This is a genomic window from Bartonella vaga (assembly GCF_037070895.1).
Taxonomy (GTDB): Bacteria; Pseudomonadota; Alphaproteobacteria; order Rhizobiales; family Rhizobiaceae; genus Bartonella.
Genome location: NZ_JAYMZK010000002.1, coordinates 79,957 through 99,912, shown reverse-complemented (window position 1 = coordinate 99,912; position 19,956 = coordinate 79,957). Strand labels below are relative to the sequence as shown.

General features: G+C 37.5%; 16 protein-coding genes. 7 read left to right on the top strand and 9 right to left on the bottom strand.

Going from position 1 to position 19,956, the window contains the following annotated elements; all coding sequences use genetic code 11:
• Positions 1 to 13: 13 nt before the first annotated feature.
• The 5 genes from acpS to rpoZ all read right to left on the bottom strand — a co-directional run bounded on the left by acpS (position 14) and on the right by rpoZ (position 4,452).
• The gene (gene acpS / locus WCP76_RS02365) at positions 14 to 415 is read right to left on the bottom strand and encodes a holo-ACP synthase (RefSeq protein WP_336294098.1); all 402 of its coding nucleotides are present in this window, start codon (positions 413 to 415) and stop codon (positions 14 to 16) included.
• An 11-nt stretch (positions 416 to 426) separates the two neighbouring features.
• Positions 427 to 1,014 (bottom strand): DUF2062 domain-containing protein, encoded by a 588-nt coding sequence (locus tag WCP76_RS02360; protein ID WP_336294097.1) that lies wholly within the window; start codon positions 1,012 to 1,014, stop codon positions 427 to 429.
• A gap of 87 nt (positions 1,015 to 1,101) precedes the next feature.
• Positions 1,102 to 1,680: an orotate phosphoribosyltransferase gene (gene pyrE, locus WCP76_RS02355; RefSeq protein WP_336294096.1), complete on the bottom strand. Its 579-nt coding sequence runs from the start codon at positions 1,678 to 1,680 to the stop codon at positions 1,102 to 1,104.
• Positions 1,681 to 1,696: 16 nt separating this feature from the next.
• A complete protein-coding gene (locus WCP76_RS02350; RefSeq protein WP_336294095.1) occupies positions 1,697 to 3,922 on the bottom strand; it encodes a RelA/SpoT family protein in 2,226 nt (741 codons plus the stop codon).
• Between the two features lie 131 nt (positions 3,923 to 4,053).
• Positions 4,054 to 4,452, bottom strand: coding sequence for a DNA-directed RNA polymerase subunit omega (gene rpoZ, locus WCP76_RS02345; protein WP_336294094.1), 399 nt, complete (start codon positions 4,450 to 4,452; stop codon positions 4,054 to 4,056).
• 550 nt (positions 4,453 to 5,002) lie between these two features.
• Here rpoZ and WCP76_RS02340 point away from each other — a divergent pair.
• Complete coding sequence (locus tag WCP76_RS02340) at positions 5,003 to 5,671, top strand: uracil-DNA glycosylase (RefSeq protein WP_336294093.1); 669 nt, start codon at positions 5,003 to 5,005, stop codon at positions 5,669 to 5,671.
• 42 nt (positions 5,672 to 5,713) lie between these two features.
• On the opposite strand, the gene smpB is transcribed toward WCP76_RS02340, so the two are convergent.
• Positions 5,714 to 6,190, bottom strand: coding sequence for an SsrA-binding protein SmpB (gene smpB, locus WCP76_RS02335; RefSeq protein ID WP_336294092.1), 477 nt, complete (start codon positions 6,188 to 6,190; stop codon positions 5,714 to 5,716).
• A gap of 17 nt (positions 6,191 to 6,207) precedes the next feature.
• Positions 6,208 to 7,092, bottom strand: a complete 885-nt coding sequence (gene dapA / locus WCP76_RS02330; protein ID WP_336294091.1) for a 4-hydroxy-tetrahydrodipicolinate synthase — start codon at positions 7,090 to 7,092, stop codon at positions 6,208 to 6,210.
• 245 nt (positions 7,093 to 7,337) lie between these two features.
• On the opposite strand from dapA, the gene WCP76_RS02325 reads away from it, so the two are divergent.
• Positions 7,338 to 9,425 (top strand): lytic transglycosylase domain-containing protein, encoded by a 2,088-nt coding sequence (locus tag WCP76_RS02325; RefSeq protein ID WP_336294090.1) that lies wholly within the window; start codon positions 7,338 to 7,340, stop codon positions 9,423 to 9,425.
• Positions 9,426 to 9,535: 110 nt separating this feature from the next.
• Here WCP76_RS02325 and WCP76_RS02320 read toward each other — a convergent pair whose 3' ends face one another.
• Positions 9,536 to 10,324, bottom strand: coding sequence for an energy transducer TonB family protein (locus WCP76_RS02320; RefSeq protein WP_336294089.1), 789 nt, complete (start codon positions 10,322 to 10,324; stop codon positions 9,536 to 9,538).
• A gap of 248 nt (positions 10,325 to 10,572) precedes the next feature.
• Between WCP76_RS02320 and WCP76_RS02315 the strand changes: the two genes are divergently transcribed.
• The 5 genes from WCP76_RS02315 (at position 10,573) to WCP76_RS02295 (ending at position 16,856) form a co-directional block, all read left to right on the top strand.
• On the top strand, positions 10,573 to 12,750 hold the full coding sequence (locus WCP76_RS02315; protein WP_336294088.1) for a TonB-dependent hemoglobin/transferrin/lactoferrin family receptor: 2,178 nt from the start codon (positions 10,573 to 10,575) through the stop codon (positions 12,748 to 12,750).
• 246 nt (positions 12,751 to 12,996) lie between these two features.
• Positions 12,997 to 14,040 carry a hemin-degrading factor gene (locus WCP76_RS02310; protein ID WP_336294087.1) on the top strand — a complete coding sequence of 348 codons (1,044 nt, stop codon included), beginning with the start codon at positions 12,997 to 12,999 and terminating at the stop codon, positions 14,038 to 14,040.
• Between the two features lie 16 nt (positions 14,041 to 14,056).
• Positions 14,057 to 14,962, top strand: a complete 906-nt coding sequence (locus tag WCP76_RS02305) for a heme/hemin ABC transporter substrate-binding protein (protein ID WP_336294086.1) — start codon at positions 14,057 to 14,059, stop codon at positions 14,960 to 14,962.
• Positions 14,963 to 14,964: 2 nt separating this feature from the next.
• Positions 14,965 to 16,062, top strand: coding sequence for a FecCD family ABC transporter permease (locus WCP76_RS02300; protein ID WP_336294085.1), 1,098 nt, complete (start codon positions 14,965 to 14,967; stop codon positions 16,060 to 16,062).
• A complete protein-coding gene (locus WCP76_RS02295) occupies positions 16,059 to 16,856 on the top strand; it encodes a heme ABC transporter ATP-binding protein (protein ID WP_336294084.1) in 798 nt (265 codons plus the stop codon). The genes WCP76_RS02300 and WCP76_RS02295 overlap by 4 nt, the downstream gene beginning before the upstream one ends.
• Positions 16,857 to 17,341: 485 nt before the next feature.
• On the opposite strand, the gene bgtC is transcribed toward WCP76_RS02295, so the two are convergent.
• Positions 17,342 to 18,322 (bottom strand): gene transfer agent tail collar protein BgtC, encoded by a 981-nt coding sequence (gene bgtC, locus WCP76_RS02290; protein WP_336294083.1) that lies wholly within the window; start codon positions 18,320 to 18,322, stop codon positions 17,342 to 17,344.
• Between the last annotated feature and the right edge of the window lie 1,634 nt (positions 18,323 to 19,956).

Here is a 19,956-nt window from a genome sequence, read left to right as displayed (position 1 = left end):
TCTCTCACAATATCTATTCACGCAGAAGCGCTTCGATAATAACAAATGCCTGGGCCCAAGGAAAATCATCCGTTATACTAAGGTGAATAATAGCTTCGTAACGAGGAGGCAATAACTTTTGTAATTGCATTTGCGCACGATCTGTTAATTCCATGCTTGGCTTGCCGGATGGTAAATTAACTACTCCCATGTCTTTCCAACCCACACCACAAGCAATCCCCGTCCCTAAAGCCTTAGCACATGCTTCTTTGGCAGCAAATCTTTTAGCATAAGAAGAAGATCTTTCTTTGAGACTATTAGATTTATTTTGTTCAATATCGGTAAAAATACGTTGAACAAAACGATCACCATAACGAATCAGCATTCTCTCAATACGCCTTATATCAATAAGGTCATTTCCAAGACCAATAATCATAAGACATCACCCTAATTTTCTTGCCATAAACGCTTTTTCTTTATAATTTTTTGATACCGCTTTTGTTGAAAGCGAGTAATTGCTCTGTAAACGCCTACATAAGATAAAGTACCAAAAATAAAACCCAAAAGGGTACCACCTAAAATCATCGGCCTCATGATCAAATCCCACGCTCCTTTAAAAAGCAGAGATATATTTGACAATGTCAAGCCATTAAACAGAAGGCGAATTTGAGAAAGAGAAATCTCATTTATATTGCTAAAAAGCGATAAACAAAAATAGCCTACTTTATAATCGGCCATAACAATCAACAAAAATGTGAGTGGATTAGAAAAAAGCGTACCAATAATGGCTGCTGCAAAATTTCCACGAAAAATCCAGGAAAAAAATATTGCTAAAATAATATGCATCCCAAAGAGAGGCGAACAAGCTAAAAAAATACCGATAGCAAACCCTAATGCAACTTTATGCGGTGTCGCTGATATACGCAAAATACGCTTATGTATGTAGCAAAATGTGCGGGAAAATGAACGACGTGGCCATAACCAAAGTCGCACACGCTTTATAAAGGCTATTGGCTCTCGACGACGAAAAAGCATATGATTCTCAATATATATTTGGTGAAAACGAAATAATTCTTATGGTTCAAATTAATTTCTCCAAGTTCTTACATCAAAAACAAACAATTAAATATTTCTGCTTCCTGGCTTAATCGCTGGAAGCATAGAAAGTTCAGCAGGAAGTGCATCACTAGCATAAGATGCTATCTCATATTCAGCAAGCGCAATCAGAGGAACCCCTACATCGGCTTTACCACCAGAGCGGTCCAGAATACATGCACTTGCAAGCACATCTGCTCCCGCTGCGATCAGAGCTTCAACAGTCTCACGAATCGAAAGACCCGTTGTCACGATATCTTCAACTATCACAACCTTTGCACCCTTCTTGATTTCAAAACGACGCAACTCAAATACACCATTGACACGCTCTACCCAAAGAGAAGGAACACCAAGGTGACGCGCGGTTTCATACGAAGGGATGAGACCACCAATCGCAGGACCAACTACATAATCAATGCTTTCCTCAACAGTTTTTTTGATTTTTTCAGCTAACCCACAACATAACTTCTCTGTTAAGTCAGCATGCATGAATACTTTTGCTTTCTGCATATATGTAGCACTATGGCGGCCTGATGTTAAAATAAAATGCCCTTCCAGAATAGCATCTGCTTTTTTAAAAATATCAATCACATCCTGTGTATTCATCTCAAAACCTCTTTTTTTATCCATGAACCCGGCGTACTGTACTAACTGAACCAGCCTCTTTTAACTGAGAAAAAATACGATTCAGATGCTTTAAATCCCAAACTTCCAAATCAATCATAATTTCTGTGAAATCCGGTGCTGTCCGAACAAAAGACAAATTTTGTATATTGGCATCATTTGCAGAAATAACCTGCGTAATTTCAGCCAAAGAGCCAGGGCTATTAACAACCAAAATATTAATCCGAGCAGGAAAACGTTCACTCATTTGGGCATCGATATCCCAGCGAACATCAATCCATCTCTCTGGCTGATCATCATATGCCATCAGAGCCGAAGACTGTATCGGATAAATAACTATCCCTGCCCCCGGCTGCATAATGCCAACAATCCGATCCCCAGGAACTGCGCCTTCAGGAGAAAACCGTACAGGGATATCTCCACGGGTTCCCCTAATGGGCAATGCTTTTGATTGACGCTTCTCTGCAGTTGAATCTTTTTCATTTTCTGGAACTTTAAAAATCATACCTTGAGCATTTTCAATATTAAACCAACCTTCTTCTTTGGTCTTAAAAGACGACTTTTGTACTACGCGGTGATCTTGATAATCAGGATACACCGCTTTAATCACATCAGCTGAAAGTAATTCACCACGCCCAACAGCAGCTAATACATCTTCCACATCTTTGCGTGCCAAACGTGGTAAAACTTGCTTAAGAACATCTTTTGAAAATTGTTTTCCCATATATTCAAACGAGCGCTCAAGTATTCGATACCCCAATCCAGAATATTGCTTACGTACCAGCGCGCGGCTTGCTCGACGAATAGCTGAACGCGCTTTACCTGTTACAACAAGAAATTCCCACGCCGCTGAAGGAATTTGAGCTTGTGAACGTATAATATCAACTTCATCACCATTTTTTAATTTTGTCATTAAAGGCATAATACGACCATTAATTTTTACACCCACGCAAGAATCACCAATATCTGTGTGAACTGCATAAGCAAAATCAATGGGAGTAGCGCCTTTTGGAAAAGCAATTAATCGACCTTTCGGAGTAAAACAAAAAACTTGATCTTGAAAAAGTTCAAGCTTTGTATGTTCTAAAAACTCTTCTGGGTTATCTCCATCTGACAAAGATTGAATCGTTTGACGTAACCATGCATAAGCATTGGTTTCACTTGATAACTTTGAAGTTGAATAATTGGAACCGTGATCTCTATAAATGGAATGCGCAGCAACACCATATTCAGCAACTTCATCCATAGCAGCAGTTCTAATTTGTAATTCAACCCGCTGCCTCGAAGGGCCTACAATTGTTGAATGAATGGAGCGGTAATCATTTTGTTTTGGTATAGAAATATAATCTTTAAAACGCCCAGGTACCATTGGCCACGTAGTATGGATCACCCCAAGAGCCCGATAACAATCATTCACTGTTTCAACAATAACACGAAATCCAAAAATATCAGATAACTGCTCAAAAGATAATGCCTTACTTTCCATTTTACGAAAGACCGAATAAGGTTTTTTCTGACGGCTTTTAACATCTGCTTTAATGCCATGTTCGAAAAAAAGTTTTGTCAGCTCATTTTCAATCCTAGAAAGCAAGTCACGGTTGCGCTTTGATAATTCAGCAAGCCGATTAGTAATCGTACGATAACCTTCTGGATTTAAATAAAAGAAAGAAAGATCTTCTAATTCCTCGCGCATATCCTGCATACCCATACGACCCGCAAGCGGCGCATAAATATCCATTGTCTCTTCAGCAATTCGCCGACGCTTATCATCGCGCATAACACCAAGTGTACGCATATTATGAAGACGATCAGCAAGTTTAACCAAAAGAACTCTGACATCATCAGAAATAGCGATAAGAAGTTTACGAAGATTCTCTGCCTGTACTGCCTTCTTCGATACAAGATCAAGCTTATTAAGCTTCGTGAGCCCTTCAACCAACTTACCAATTTCAAATCCGAAAAGTTGATCAATTTCGGCTCGTGTAGCGCTTGTATCTTCAATGGTATCGTGCAAAAGAGCAACGGCAATTGTTGCTTCATCTAACCGCATATCAGTTAAAATAGCAGCTACTTCTAAAGGATGAGAAAAATAAAGATCACCTGAAGCACGCTTTTGATGACCATGCTTTTGCATTGCATAATTGTAGGCTTTATTTAATAGAGCCTCATCCACGTCAGACTTGTAACGTTGAACACGCCAAACAAGCTCACACTGACGCATCATACGAGCATATCCTTTATCTTTGTTATAACTTACCCCTTATTGAACAGGAATGTTGCATCAATAAAAGATAAGAAAAATAACTATTAGTGCATGACAACGTGTATTTTCTCCCGTAATATAAACCGCAACAATTAATAATCGTCACTCTTCTCCGGAACAACCAAACCTTCAATACCTGCTAAAAGCTCTTCTTCTGACATATCATTGAATGATGCACCCTCTTCTCCAGATGAATCTCCAAAAACATTTTCAGATGCACCTGAGTGAGAAATAAGCTCATTTGCCATTTCTGGCTCATCAACCTCCACATGCTTTTGCAGCGAATGAATAAGATCTTCTTTCAAGTCAGCAGGTGATAACGTCTCTTCTGCTATTTCACGCAAAGCGACAACTGGATTTTTATCATTATCACGATCAACAGTGATCTGCGCACCCTGTGAAATCTGGCGCGCCCGATGCCCAGCTAAAAGCACCAACTCAAAGCGGTTATCTACTTTATCAATACAATCTTCCACTGTTACGCGGGCCATTTATGCCTCTTTCTTAAAGATTAAAAACTTCATAGCGAAGATAAAGTGTATACAATAAACAAAATAAAACACAAGAAAAACAATGCAAGCTTTAAATATTTTTTACTCAAAGAGGCTTATTAAAAAACTCTTGGAAGCTTTATAACCAAGTACATAATCTATTCAAATAAGTTATCAATACCACTATAAAATAAAAGTTTCCAAGAGTACCGTATTCAAACAAAAAATACATTCACCTGATAAAATCGCTCTCTAATCAGAAAATTCATCCTTTTAAATTATCCTAACCATTCACATTGGTTAAATGCACACCATTAAAGACTTTATCCTATTAAACGTCGTATTTATGGCTCTTCTATTCATCAAACAAATAACTGAGGAATTGTTGCTTTCTCAAAAATAATCATAATAATTTTAAGTTAAATTATGTTGTTCAATAACGTAATTGTATTTATCATGATTGTTTTAATTGTTTTAAAAGACATAATCCGTCATATACCCCATAAATAACTCAAAGAATTTTTATAAAAATTATTAGTACCTACTACCCATGAATAGCCAATTAACATCACCTTGCCCAGAACCACCGAAAGATTGCAATTTATGCCCACGCCTCCACAAGTTTCTCTCTGATTGGCGCATGAAGGAGCCAAGCTGGCATAATGCACCTGTCCGCCCATTCTTTCCTTATAGAGGCGCAGCTACAACACGCCTTCTCATTGTTGGTCTTGCTCCTGGATTACGTGGAGCGAATCGAACTGGACGCCCTTTTACTGGTGATTACGCTGGACACTTGCTCTATTCCACTTTAAAGGATTTTGGTTTTGCTCAAGGCACCTTTGAAGAAAAAGCAAACGACAACCTTGAATTAATTGACGCAGCAATTGTTAACTCAGTTCGTTGTGTTCCGCCTGAAAATAAACCTACTGGTACAGAGATTAACACTTGCAGATATTTCTTTTCACCTCTTTTTAAAAACCTTCCAAAACTTAAAGCTGTTATTACTCTTGGTACTATTGCGCATCATTCAACTATACGTGCTCTCAATGCAAAAATTTCAGACCATCCTTTTAAACATGGCACAATAAACAACATCGGAAGATTGCGCATTTTTTCAAGCTATCACTGTTCACGCTACAATACCAATACTGGCCGTTTAACGAACACTATGTTTCACAAAATTTTTGAAGCAGTAAAAGCATATCTTGATCAACACTGAAATCTCCTGACATGCACTATCCCGATATACAAAATGATTCTGTCATCCATGTTTTTTTAAAAGCCTTGCTTTTTCGCGCCCCCAATCGCGCTTTTTTTCGGTTTCTCGCTTATCATGAAGCTTTTTTCCACGGGCCAAAGCAAGTTCCAACTTCGCACGTCCTTTTTCATTAAAGTAAAGCTTAAGAGGAACAAGCGTCATTCCTTCACGAGAAATCGCCTTAAAAAAACGTACCATTTCACGTTTTGAAATTAATAACTTACGCAAACGACGTGGCTCATGATTAAAGCGATTAGCCTGCGTATATTCAGGAATATAGCTGTTCACCAGCCACAATTCCCCATTTTCAAAGCTGGCATAACTTTCAGCAATATTTGCATGATTAGAACGCAAAGACTTCACTTCAGCTCCCTGAAGTACAAGACCAACTTCACAATTATCGAGAATTTCATAATTAAAACGAGCTTTACGATTGTCAGCAATTATTTTTCGTACTGGCGCGTTCTTTTTTTTGTGCATAGTTACATTATACCATTTTATTCTTTAAGCAAACCGGCATGGCGCAGAGCTGCATCAATAATATTCTTTGTGCTATCCGCTAGTGGAACAATTGGTGAGCGAACAATATCGCAACAAAGCCCTAATTTTGCAGCAGCATACTTAATACCAGCGGGGCTAGGCTCAATAAATACTGCACGATTAAGAGGCATCAAACGATCGTTTAATTCTAGTGCTGTCTTGTAATCACCACCTAAACAAGCAGCATGAAGCTCAGAACAAAGTTTCGGAGCAACATTAGACGAAACCGAAATACACCCTACACCTCCATGTGCATTAAAACCTAATGCTGTGGAATCATCACCAGAAAGCTGCATAAAGTCCTTGCCACACTTTTCACGTTGCTCACTAACACGCTCAACTTTGCTCGTTGCATCTTTAATACCAATGATATTTTTGAAGTCCTTTAAAAGGTCTCTCATAGTTTCCACAGCCATATCGATAACAGAACGACCAGGAATATTATAAATTATAATAGGTATAGAAATAGCTCTCGCAATGGAAGAAAAATGTGTGTATATACCAGATTGATTGGGTCTATTATAATAGGGAGTAACAACCAAGACTGCGTCTGCGCCTGCCTTTTCCGCATGTTGCGCAAGCTCTACGGCTTCACTTGTACTATTTGATCCTGCTCCAGCAACAACGGGAACACGCTTAGCAACCTGCCCAACACACAATTCTATAACTCTCTTGTGCTCTTCATGGCTTAAAGTTGGTGATTCACCCGTTGTCCCAACAGGACTTACACCGTTAATACCCTGCGTAATCTGCCACTCAACAAAATTGCAAAATGCTTTCTCATCAATAGCACCCCTATCATCAAAGGGGGTGATAAGCGCGGTTACAGCTCCCTTGAGCATAATAAACTCCCTGTAATATTCTCTTTACTCTTTAAATGGCCTTTATAAATTATCAACAACAGAGCATAGGCTTGCTCTATCGTTGAAGCAAGGTGAATTTCACAATAGCTTTCACAGGTTTTAACATGTATTGCCTTCAATTCTGAATATCTCTTTAAAGTATCAGCTTACATTAACTCGTTTTTCACGCTTCTATTTTAAAAATTTTTGAGGATTTCCCAAACAAGGTCTCAGGTTTTTTATCTATGCGTGCACTTCCTCTCCCACTTTTTTTACAAACCTTTACCGCACTTATACTGGTAAAAACAATTTTATTTTCAAGTGCATGTGCACAAACACCACTTTTCAGTGGGAAAGCACCAATCCCTTTGGCTCGCCCCACCCTCTTTGTTACCAAAAAAGAATCTAAAAAACCTCTTAAACAGACTCACATCACAAACCATGAAACTCCTTCAATAAAAAAACTCAAAGCTGGGCTGGATGCACTCACAAACAATAATATAGCAAGCACAATCAACCTTAGGAATTCAATGGAAAAGAATAGCCTTGATCACCACATTTTAACATGGGCGATCGGTATATCTGGCAATACAAAGACACCTATATCTGAAATATTTAATGCAATCAACGAGCTAAAAGGATGGCCAGGGATAAGCACTATGCAACGCAATGCTGAACGTGCTTTTATCAATGAAACTAATTCTACACATGCAATCCTCCAAAAATTCGTTCATCATCCACCTTTAACAGCACAAGGTATGGCCGTATTCGCTAAAGCACTTATTGCAACTGGACAAACAGCTCGTGCTCGACAAATTATTGCACCATGGTGGCATAAAGAAAAACTCAATGTACAAGAAGAAGAGCTTATTCTTAAAAATGCAAGTGCTGTATTAACACCCTTTGATCATTTGAAACGTATGCAATTTATGCTTTATACACATCACTTTGATTCAGCCGAGCGCGTTGCAAAATTAGCCAATGCTCAATCTCTTTTTAATGCTTTTATTGCCGTTGAAAAAAATGATCCTAGAGCCACGCAAAAATTACAAGCTGTAGAGCGATCATGGCAAAAAAATCCTCTCTTACAATTTGCTCGAATTCGTCACCTTCGACGAACTGGGCAATATAGTGCAGCTGCAGCCCTCATAATGAAAACACCGAGGGATGTATTAAAGCTCATGAACCCTCATACCTTGTGGAAAGAAAAACGCGCTCTTTCTCGCGAAATGCTCGATTTAAACAAACCTAAAATTGCTTATCAACTCGTTGCTACACATACTGGTATGACACCTTTATTGGCAGTCGATGCTGAATTTCATGCAGGATGGTATGCGCTACGATTCCTGCATGATCCTAGATTAGCAATGCAGCATTTTTCGCGTATTCCTAGACTATCTTCCGTACCTATTTCTGCATCACGTGGATACTATTGGATGGGAAGAACAGCAGAAACTCTAGGTGAATATAAGAATGCTCAGAATTATTTTCATCGTGCAGCTCATTTTATCTCCACTTATTATGGTCAATTAGCAGCTTCACGGCTTAACCAAAAAAAACTCAAAGTCTCCTTTCCAAAACCAACGACTGCTGAGCGACAACGTTTTAGTGCACGAAAAGCAATTCAAGCAATTCAACGCCTTGAATCAGCTGGATATGCTAGCTTTGCTAAAGTTTTTTATAGAGAATTAGGAAAAAAAATAGAAAGCCCCGGTGAATTAGCTCTTCTGGCAGTTATGGCCGAAAAAAATGGTGACTATTACACAAGCCTAAAAATCGGAAAAACTGCTGTTTTCCAAGGAAAAACTGTTGGTGCACTTCCCTACCCACTCGGTGCTATACCATCCTCTGTTGATATTCCTGTAACAAAAAAAGCACTCATCTACGCCATTGCACGCCAAGAAAGCGAATTTAACCCAACAGCAAGATCAAAAGCAGGTGCACAAGGGATACTCCAATTACTTCCTACGACAGCAAAAGCACTTGCAAAAAAACATTTAATCGCATGGTCGCCAAAAAAATTCAGCAGTGATGCCAGTTATAACGCTACATTAGGTGCCTATTTTCTAAGCGAACAATTAAAACGTTTTAACGGCTCCTATATACTGACCCTTATTAGTTACAACGCAGGTCCCCGGCGCGTTAATGAATGGATAGAACGTTATGGAGATCCTCGAAAGCAATCTCTTAATCAAGTTATCGACTGGATTGAACGCATACCCTATACAGAAACACGCAATTATGTGATGCGTGTTATGGAGAATTATGGAATTTATAAAGCAAGACTCACTGGAAAAATAGACATAAAAGCCGACCTTCTTTCTGGCAAATAAAAAATAGCATAATTCAGTTCTGTCCCAAAAGAGTTCACTTTTTATAAACTACAACATCTCAGAAATCATAAACATAAGGTAGATGGAAACTTACAAAAAATCCATTAAAATTAGCTAAATATCAATGATATTCTGATAACTTTGTTTATTTGTGATGGTGGTGGTGGTGGAAACGAACCCACACGTTGAAGTGCCGACATAGCTAGTCGATCAAGTTCTGCATCACCAGCCGAGACTACAACACGGCTAGAAAAAATATCCCCATGCTCATGCACTCTGAATTCTAGCTTCACCGTTCCTTTTGCACGACTGATACGTTGTCTCACAACATATTTTTTTTGCATTTCTAATTGCGCCTGTACCTTTGATAACCATTCTACTAATAACGCATCCTTAACTTCTGCTGTATCACCACCTTGACTGATAGTAGACGAACGTACTGCATTTACAGTGGATCTCTTTATTACGGCTTTTGGCATTGATATCGGTTGTCTATCTGGCGCTTTATGTGTCATTTTTTGAGGAGGAAGTTTTTCTAAAGATTTGATAATTTCCAAATCATCTTTTTCTGCAGTATGCTGAAGCTCTTCCGGTTGCACTTCACCCACTGGCTCCAATACCTCTGATTTATGTTCTAAAAGACCAAGCTGCGATTTTTCTAATTCTGTGCTAACATTCGACAGATCTGTACCAAGATCCTGTAAATCTGTGTCTACAACCGGAGACACAGTCTCTTGCTCTTGCGCAAAAGTCAGCATAATGGCAGTTGATGACATACCGTTACTTACACCGGTACTGTAAAAATAAAACCGTGCTCCCAATGCCACATGCAAAGAGAAAGAGCAAATAAACGCACCAATCCAAAGAGTTAATAACTGCCTCGTATATACAAAATTCATAGTTTTTTCCGCCACTATTTTGAGCTTAATATTGGTGTTCAACTTCATTAAACAGGCTATTTTGAAATTGCAACTTTTTCCTTGACTGATTTTATCATGTTTAATATGGTTTACCCGTGATGTTTTATTGAAGTCAAATCACTTTTGCTTTGTTGGCTAATTTGCAATTGGTAAATTGAGCGTTTTTGTATATAAAATTTCAAGTCAGAGAGGGGATATTATTTAAGAGAAAAAGGTTATGGTCTGTTATGCAAATAAGACGAGAGAATATCCATAAAAGCTGCATAATTTTAAGTGCATTATCTGTCTGCATACCTTCATTTGTTTTTGCGCAGAACAACGCTAGGGAAGCTGTAACTGAGCTCAAACCAATTGTAATTAAAGAAAAAAAAACAGAAGATGCTTCAAGTTTTATAACTGTTCTAACCAATCGTAAGACCGCGAGAGATATTAGTGAAAAACAAATAAGCGATGCCCATGATGTTAGTCGTCTTGATGCGTCTATAACTTATAACACAAGCAATAACAGTTTTGTGTTGCGCGGTTTAGATTCAGACCGTATTCTCACAAAGATAGATGGCATTGTTTTGCCGTGGTTTTCAGATATAGTACGGGGAAATAGTGGAAATACAACGTTTGATTTTGGGGCACTTTCTACGTTTGATATTGTGCAAGGATCGGATTCTAGTCTTTATGGATCTGGTGCTCTAGGAGGAGTCGTTGCTTTATCCACCCTTAATCCTGAAGATCTTATTACTGAAGAAAAGAATTGGGGTAGTTTTATAAAAAGTGGTTATCACTCTGTTGATAATAGTTGGCGTGTAAGTCAAGCTTTTGCTGTACGTAGTTACAAAACACTCTTACTATTCCAAGGGTCTTATATAGAAGGAAATGAGCGCAAAAATATGGGAACCGTAGACGGTTATCAACAGCGTACACGTAAAAACCCCGCCCATTTTGACCAAAATAATTTGCTTTTTAAAATTCATCAATATGTTAATGATAACCATCGGTTTGGTTTTACAGCAGAGCGTTTTGGTTATGACACAAACACACATTCATTGAATGCATCCACAAGATACGCCCCTGGTTCCGTTTACGATCAGGACAATAAACGTCGTGAACGTCTTTCCCTCTCTTACAACTATAGCGGTAATGAAGATGCACTTTTTGATGCGTTTCTTGGGCAGCTTTATTGGCAAAGGCAATCCAATAATAATATTATGAATGGATTTCGTATTCGAGCTCCAGAAGGGGATTATTTAAGAGATAATGTGGTACGTGATACTAATTATGGTTTCAATGCACATGCCCTTAAAAAGATGAATATTGGTGCAGTAAGCCATACATTAAAGCTCGCTACTAATATTTTGTCATCTAAATTCCATCATTATATGTTAGGGAGGGATAATTGTCATTTGAAAGAAAATGCACAAGGATGTGCTTATTTACCTGCTAATCGATCAGAAACACCGGATACGAATAGCTACAATTTTGGTCTTACTTTTGAAGATGAAATTGGTTTCGCTAATAACCGTTTTCGTGTGACACCTGGAGGGCGTTATGATTGGTATAAACACACTCCTCAGAAAACAGACTCTTATGAAAAAGCATTGGGATCTGACGGATATCCTTCAGAAAAAAGTGATTCAAATTTTTCTCCTAAATTGCGAGTGGAGTGGGATGTTCGTAATCAAGTAACACTCTATGCTCAGTGGGCTCAGGCTTTTCGTGCACCACGAGTTTCAGAGCTTTACCTATCTTACACTAAGCCTTCTCTTTATTATGTAAAAGGAAATCCCGATCTTCAGTCAGAAACAAGTAATGGGTATGATATCGGTATACGATATGGAAATGTAAATTTCGGAGGTTCTTTCGGTGCCTTTGTCAATCAATATAAAAATTTTATAGATACCATAGATAAGGGGCCGTCAGAAGAATTTAGGTTTTCTCGTCGGCACTACGAAAATCGTTCGCGTGTAAGGATTTTGGGCGTTGAAACAAAAGCGCATTGGATTATTAAGAATGGTTTTCATAGCGACTTTTCCCTTGTCTATTCGCAAGGAAAAGATCTTGACAAAAATGAGTATCTGAACTCAATTCCAGCTTTAAAAGCGGTTATCGGATTAGGATATGCTAGCAATACTTGGGGAACAGATGTTGTACTTACTGTTGCAGCAAAACGTGACAAAGTTGCTGAAGAATCTGACTACCAAAAAATTCCAGGATATAACACTGTTGATGTATCAGGTTGGTGGAAGCCATTTGGTGAAAACGGACCTGTTATAAGAGCTGGGGTTTATAATCTTTTTAATGAAAAATATTGGAATGTATCAGATCTTCCTTCCGGTAAGAGTACAACACCAAAGGACTATTATAGCCAGCCTGGACGTAACTTTAAAGTGTCGTTTTTGCAAAAATTTTAATCACTTTTGTTGACTATTAAATCCATATGAAATTGTATCGGTAAAAGGATAAACTATCGTATTTATTTTCTCATTTTTTTGAAATCACAGAGGATTAAAAAAGCTTTAACTGTTTTTGATTCATAGGTTTTGGTTTTTCTGCTGTTGATAATAGGGATTTATGTGGTGGTGGGTTTTACCTATTGTGTTAGGTTTGAAATTGTAAAATTTGAAAAGTCAACTCTCAAAATAACATAGGAAATATCTATGTCATATACAGCTGAGATGATTATTAATCTGCGTGAAGAAAAAAAAGATATGCAAAATCGCGACTTTGTTGCTTCAATTGGTATATCTGAGGCAGAATTTATTGCTACTTATTGTATAATTGGAAAGGCAAGAAGATTACAAGCTAATGTTGCTCTTCTCCTAGAAAGTGCTCCTAAACTTGGAACAGTTATGGTGGTGACACGCAATGAACTCGCGGTTCATGAAATGACAGCGCATTTTGAAAAGGTTATTCAAAACCAACGTGTCTATTTAACACTTGGTGAGATTGACTTGCGTATTTTTCCAGAACGATGGAAGTTTTGTTTTGAATATGATATGATTGTTCTTGGAAAATCTACGAAAAGCCTACAATTCTTTGATAAATATGGCGTTTCCATCTTTAAAATCTATTCCAGAGATACGACAAATATGGAAGAGTGGAGTAAACTTGTCGAAAAGTTGCTTCATGAAGATCAATCATCTGTCCTTGATATCTGTCCTGCTTCTGTCCCAACTCAATACGATACTACAAAGTTGGATGTTAAACGATTCCGGAGCCGTTGGCGGAAAATGACTGATGTACACCAACTTCATGAAATTATTTTTGAATTTAAAATTAATCGACATGATGCTATAAAATATGCTGGCAATGAATTTGCCAACAAATTAAAGGTGGAAGCCATTGAAACGATGCTTAACCAAGTTGCACAACAAAAAGTACCGATTATGTGCTTCGTTGGTAACAGAGGGTGTATCCAAATTTTCAGTGGAAAAGTAAGAAACATTAAGAACACGGGATCTTGGCTTAATGTTCTCGATAAGAAGTTTAACCTGCATTTACTTACTTCCGGCATTCATAGCGTGTGGTGTGTTCGCAAACCTACCAAAAGTGGTTATGTCAGTTCACTTGAAGTTTTCGATAAAAACGGTGAAATGATTACTCAATTTTTTGGTATGCGAAAAGAAGGCCAAAAACAATGTGAAGATTGGCAATCCTTATTGCATAACCTCCCCTCATATCCGGAAATAGTAGTCGCTTAGAAAGGTAAACTTGAACATGCTTATACTTTTTTTGCGTAGATTAGTGAGCCTTTTTCTTGTTTTTATACTGCTTTATTTTTCCTATTTTTCTCAACAAGTAGTTGCTGAGCCTACAACACGTTTTTCTGAGAATGCACGTATTGTCTCCATTGGCGGATCTCTTACAGAAATCATTTATGCATTAGGAGCTCAAGATCGACTTATCGCCCGCGACAGTACAAGTGTTTATCCAAAAGAGGCGCTTAAACTTCCTGTACTTGGCTATATGCGTACTCTTTCACCTGAAGGTGTTTTATCACTTGCTCCAGAAGGCATATTACTCGTTGAAGGAAGCGGTCCTCCTTCAACAATTGACATTCTCAAAAAAACATCAATCCCTATAGTGATCATTCCAGAAAACTACTCTCGTGAAAGTGTTATAGAAAAAATTCGTCTCGTTGGAAAAGCAATGCGTCGTGAAGCTCAAGCAGCTGCATTAATTAAAAAAGTAAGCCGTGATTTTGTAGACAATGATGCACTTTTGGCACAGGTAAAAAAACCAAAGCGTGTCCTTTTCATTTTATCGATACAAAATGGGCGCGTTATGGCATCTGGCACAGGAACAGCGGCAGATGGTATGATAAAACTTTCAGGTGGCATCAATGCCGTTACAGATTACAAAGGGTATAAGCCTCTAAATAGCGAAGCATTATTGAAATTAAATCCTGATGTTATTTTGCTTGTAAAGCATAGCGGAAAATCAACTAACCTTGAAAAGACTTTAGCTATACCAGCAATTCAAGCAACAAACGCAGCAAAAAATCATGCAATTAAGCAAATGGATGCGATGTATCTTTTAGGATTTGGTCCACGCACTGCAGATGCATCGAGGGAACTTATTAATATATTTTATGGTGCAAATCAAAACGATAAGAGCTGGTAGAAATGGTAGATAGAACATCCACAGTATATGCATCTGAAACAAAAGAAAGGCAAAAAATAAGCCGTACAAATTTGAGAAAGATCATATCGTTAAGCTTGATAATATTTCTTATTTGCAGCAGTTTTGGCGGACTTTTGAATGGTGCTTCAAATGTTTCTTTCTTTGATTTCCTTCACGTAATGTTTACGCAAGACTTTTCAGTAAGCAGCAAAACGCGTGACTATCTAGTGCTTATCGACATCAGACTTCCCCGCATCATTCTGGGGTTGTTGGTTGGAGCGGCGTTAGCTGTCTCTGGTGTTCTCATGCAGGGACTTTTCCGTAACCTTCTTGCAGATCCTGGAATTATAGGTATATCCGCGGGTGCAGGTCTTGGTGCTGTTTTAGCAATCGTGATAGGTATTACCTTTCCTGCTTCATTAATACCATTTTTAGAACCTTACAAAGTTATTATAGGCGCTTTTCTTGGCGGACTTTTATCGACAATTTTTCTTTATACAATAGCAACACATCACGGTTTTACATCTATAGCAACAATGCTGCTTGCAGGTATTGCTCTTGGTGCTTTAAGCGGTGCAATTGTTGGAACATTAATTTTTATCGCAAATGACCAACAATTACGTGACATTACTTTTTGGAATCTTGGTTCTCTTGCGGGTGCGACATGGTTAAAAGTTTGGCTTGTTTTGCCTTTTATCTGTATCGGACTTCTTTTTGCACCCTTTTTATCACGAGCACTTAATGCTCTTTCTCTTGGAGAAGCTGTTGCTGGCCATATTGGTTTCCACATTCAACGAGTTAAAAATATTTCTATTCTTCTTGTCGCTCTTATGTGTGGCAGTGCAGTTGCTGTTAGTGGTGGTATTGGCTTTATTGGTATTGTTGTTCCACATATCTTACGTCAAGTGATTGGTTGCGACCACCATTATCTTATTCCATGTTCTGCTCTCTTAGGAGCGTCATTACTTATTTTTGCTGATACTTTTGCACGCTTAATTGTTGCTCCTGCAGAATTGCCAATCGGAATCGTTACAGCACTTTTTGGTGCACCTTTTTTTCTGTGGATTCTTATACGCAAACGAGGAATAAATTTTTCATGATTGAAGCGATTAATATTTGTGTTCAACGCGGGAAAAAACAGGTTCTTAACCACATAAACCTCCACGCTAAAAGCGGTTACTTTACCGTCATTATCGGGCCAAATGGATCTGGAAAAAGTACTTTCATAAAAGCACTGAGTGGGGAAATTCGTTACAGTGGAAAAATGACCTTAAATGGTTGTGACGTTAGTCAGACAAAAACTTATGAAATGGCAAAGATGCGAGCAGTGCTACCACAATCAACAATACTAGCGTTTCCGTTTTTGGTTCACGAAGTTGTAGAGTTTGGTCTTTATGCAAACCAATTTACCATTGCAAAAATCGAATTGCAAAATTTCATTGAAAAAGCTTTAGAACGTGTCGGACTTTCCGACTATAGCAACCAATATTATCATAAATTATCAGGTGGAGAACAAGCTAGGGTACAACTTGCCCGTGTACTTTGCCAAATTTTTAAACCAGTTTATAATGGAATACCTCGTTGGATGATATTAGATGAACCCATTGCTAACCTCGACATACAACACCAAATTATTGTTATGAATATTGCTAAAAGCTTTGCCCATTCTGGTGGTGGCGTTCTTGCCGTTCTCCACGATCTCAATCTTGCCGCACATTATGCAGATAAAATGATATTGCTAAAAGAGGGAAAAATTTATTGCGAGGGAAGTGCATCTAACGTTTTAACAACGCAAAATCTACGCGATGTCTACCATTGCTCCTTAATCGTTTCTGAATTACCTAAAACAGATATTCCCTTTGTATTACCCCAAACAGCCGTCCTGCCCACGTAATAGTATTGTATTCTAGAAAAGAAAACAATCTTTTTGAACCAAAATAAAGTATACAATAAAACGAAATACACCCCCACAATCAAAAGTCACTTCTTAAAGCTAATTTTTATAAAGGATAACATTACAGATACGTTACTTCTTTTACCCCATATTGAAGATACTATAATTGAACATATTCTAGAAAAAACTTTGCGAAAAAAGACCAGCTTAAAAATAATTTGCTGATATTTTTACTAAATTTTCCTGCATTGTACATACTTACGAAGAAAATAATGTTTAACAAATCTTTCTATAATAAAATACATATCATCACTATAACTACCAAAACTTTTAACTAAAAAACCATTCAAGTATTGGTTTTATATTGTTAAATATCTCAATTAATGCTGCATAAACCATTCTATGACTTGTAAAAAAAGGACACGAATTGCTTCGTGTCCACGATATTATCCAATAGCGAATAAATTATTGATCATCCAAAAAGCTTATGATTTTATGGCATAAACAACCGTTGTATTTACAGGACGCGTTTCCTCCTCACCCGTTGCGAAAATAGTCGCATTGTGCCGATGCTTACCAGCAAGCCCTGTCTTTCCCGAGAGAAATTCACGCCTATAAAAAGGATTTCTATGGCCAATATCGTTAGCCCCAGTCCCAACTCCACTGTACTGAAAATCATGTCTATGCGCACCCGCTTCTTCAATGACGCAGTTATGTGTATGTGATTTAAGACTATCCTGCTGCACATCGGCAAATTGTCTATTTCTATCTAAACCACGACCAGCATCAAAACCACGTAAAAACATTCCTCTAAAATCGGGAACTTTAAAGGTTGTCTCACTGTCGGCTCCCCATTGATCTCCTATTGCTTCAAATAATTGCGGATAATCTTTGCGCTCATAGGTCGCGCCATCACATAAAAGCCAACCACTTGGCACTTTCTGCATAGCAAATGTCGCAATAAATCCTGAAGGAAAAATTTTTATCTTTGGTGGTGGAAGCGGTGTGGGATTTAAGAGATACCAGCCTTCACGATCTTTTGTTGACGCATCACTATTATAAATTATTTCATAAATACCCCCTGTTTGTAATTCACCGCCTTCTAATGGTATGATACCCATATTCGTGGCTTTATAGAGTGGTTTCGCTCCTATATTATTAACGTTTATTATCGTAGAACCAATATTCACACCACAAGCTTTAAAACGTACAATTATATCATTTTGGTATTTTGCTATTGGCGAAACCGTTGTTAGTGTAATTGAGGTTGTTTTTTCTTGTGCATTCGTAGTAAAATTTGAATTAATAGAGCCACCACTATCTGCAAGATATTCACGCACACGCTGCATCATCGCACGCGCACTATCATTGACAGAACTAGGCGGCTGCCCCTCTGCCCAATTAATAATATTATCTGAATTAGCATTTTTATCAGCTATCAGTGACCAATCATAAATATCAGACATTATAGTCCCCCATTCTTCTCAATAATTCTCTGAGTTATTTCTTTTTTCTAAGCATATAAAACAACCAATTGCCTTTTTTATGGATCAATTAATAGTTTGTAGCCTTTAAATGTGTGCAAAAGTATGAAAACTTTGTCATCATTGGTGTGATACATCATTTCCCCTTGCGCCACCCTGTCTTTGCCAATTGTGTTTCTCTTTGTTACCTCCGATTAAATAAACTAAACTCACTACACAATTTCTAATAAAAATGTGCTTACCCCATTTAATATTACTCGCTTATCATTTCTCCTTGTGATTGTACTGTTACATTTTGAAAGCTTCTATCTTGTTGTAAAATTTACAAATATTATTCATAAATCTTCTTCTATGTACCCAATATGAGCACCATTTAATGTTATTGTCCCGTCGATCTAACCGGAAACACTAATACATTAGGAATGCTTGATGAAATCCGCTACTCTAGCTAACGTCTGCAACGCTTTTAAATTTTTTATTAGTAATATTTTTACTATCCGTGCTTGTGTATCGCCCATGTATTCTGTAAATTACACAATAAATTCAACATATTAATCATATGATCATAAAAACCTACATAGGTGCTTTTAATTTATACTCATCAAAAACAAGCTAAGAAGATTTTATCTAGTCTCTTTAACTAGCAAGAACTAGCAAGTCATATCTTTATATGCACAGCAATACCTTTTAAACACATCTTGTTGCGTTTAACCTGTTCCTGCAAACTATTTTTCTAGGTTTCATATCTTTTTTGAGTGCTTATTCTCTTCAGTCTAACGTACCATCTGGAGAATTTCCCACACGCTAACTCAATCTGAACATAATGCATCCAGTAAGCTAAAAGAGCACCACATATCTAAAATATATCCTGATTTTATGTGAACAGAAAAAACACCGACCCCACGCTGCACCACTCTTCTGTACAGAAGCTGTACACTGAATCTTTAAAGCCAACTTTTCGCCACAACTTGCCCCCACATGTAGCCAACCTCTATTTGGTATATTTTATTACACGTAGTGCTTTTTTGCAAGAGCAATAAATTTTTTTGAGTAGCAGCTAAAATTATTGGCATTCTCTTTTCTTTATAACAAAGTCGCAACAAGCACTTTCTAAACCATTTTAATAACTGAATCTATACTATCAACTTAATAGCAAAAAATACAACCAACCTGATATTTGCAAAATTGCAATAAAACCAGAAAATTGACTAAAAGAATCTGCAATCATCAAACAGCTTCATTGATGACTTAATTAACTTGCATAATAGTCTTTTTAAAAGCTATAATTTCTAATTTCTCGCGTAATCTTTTCCAGAGAACTTTTGATAAGCAAACTCTAAATTAAAGTAAAAGATTTTATTTCCTCTAAACTATGTATTCCAAGTCTACACGCAGCTTGCTTTTTCTGTTCTGCAAAAACGAAGTAAGCTTAATAAAATTTTAATTTATGGTATCGCTCACCTATTAACGTAATTTCAGCGTACCTTTTCATTTTGCAGCATTGCAACTCTCTCGATATAACAACTTAAAGCACTTTATAGTATAAATAGAAGACAGTCAGTATAACATTTATTCATACAAAGCGTTCTAAATACAAAAAAATAGTTACAGAGAAT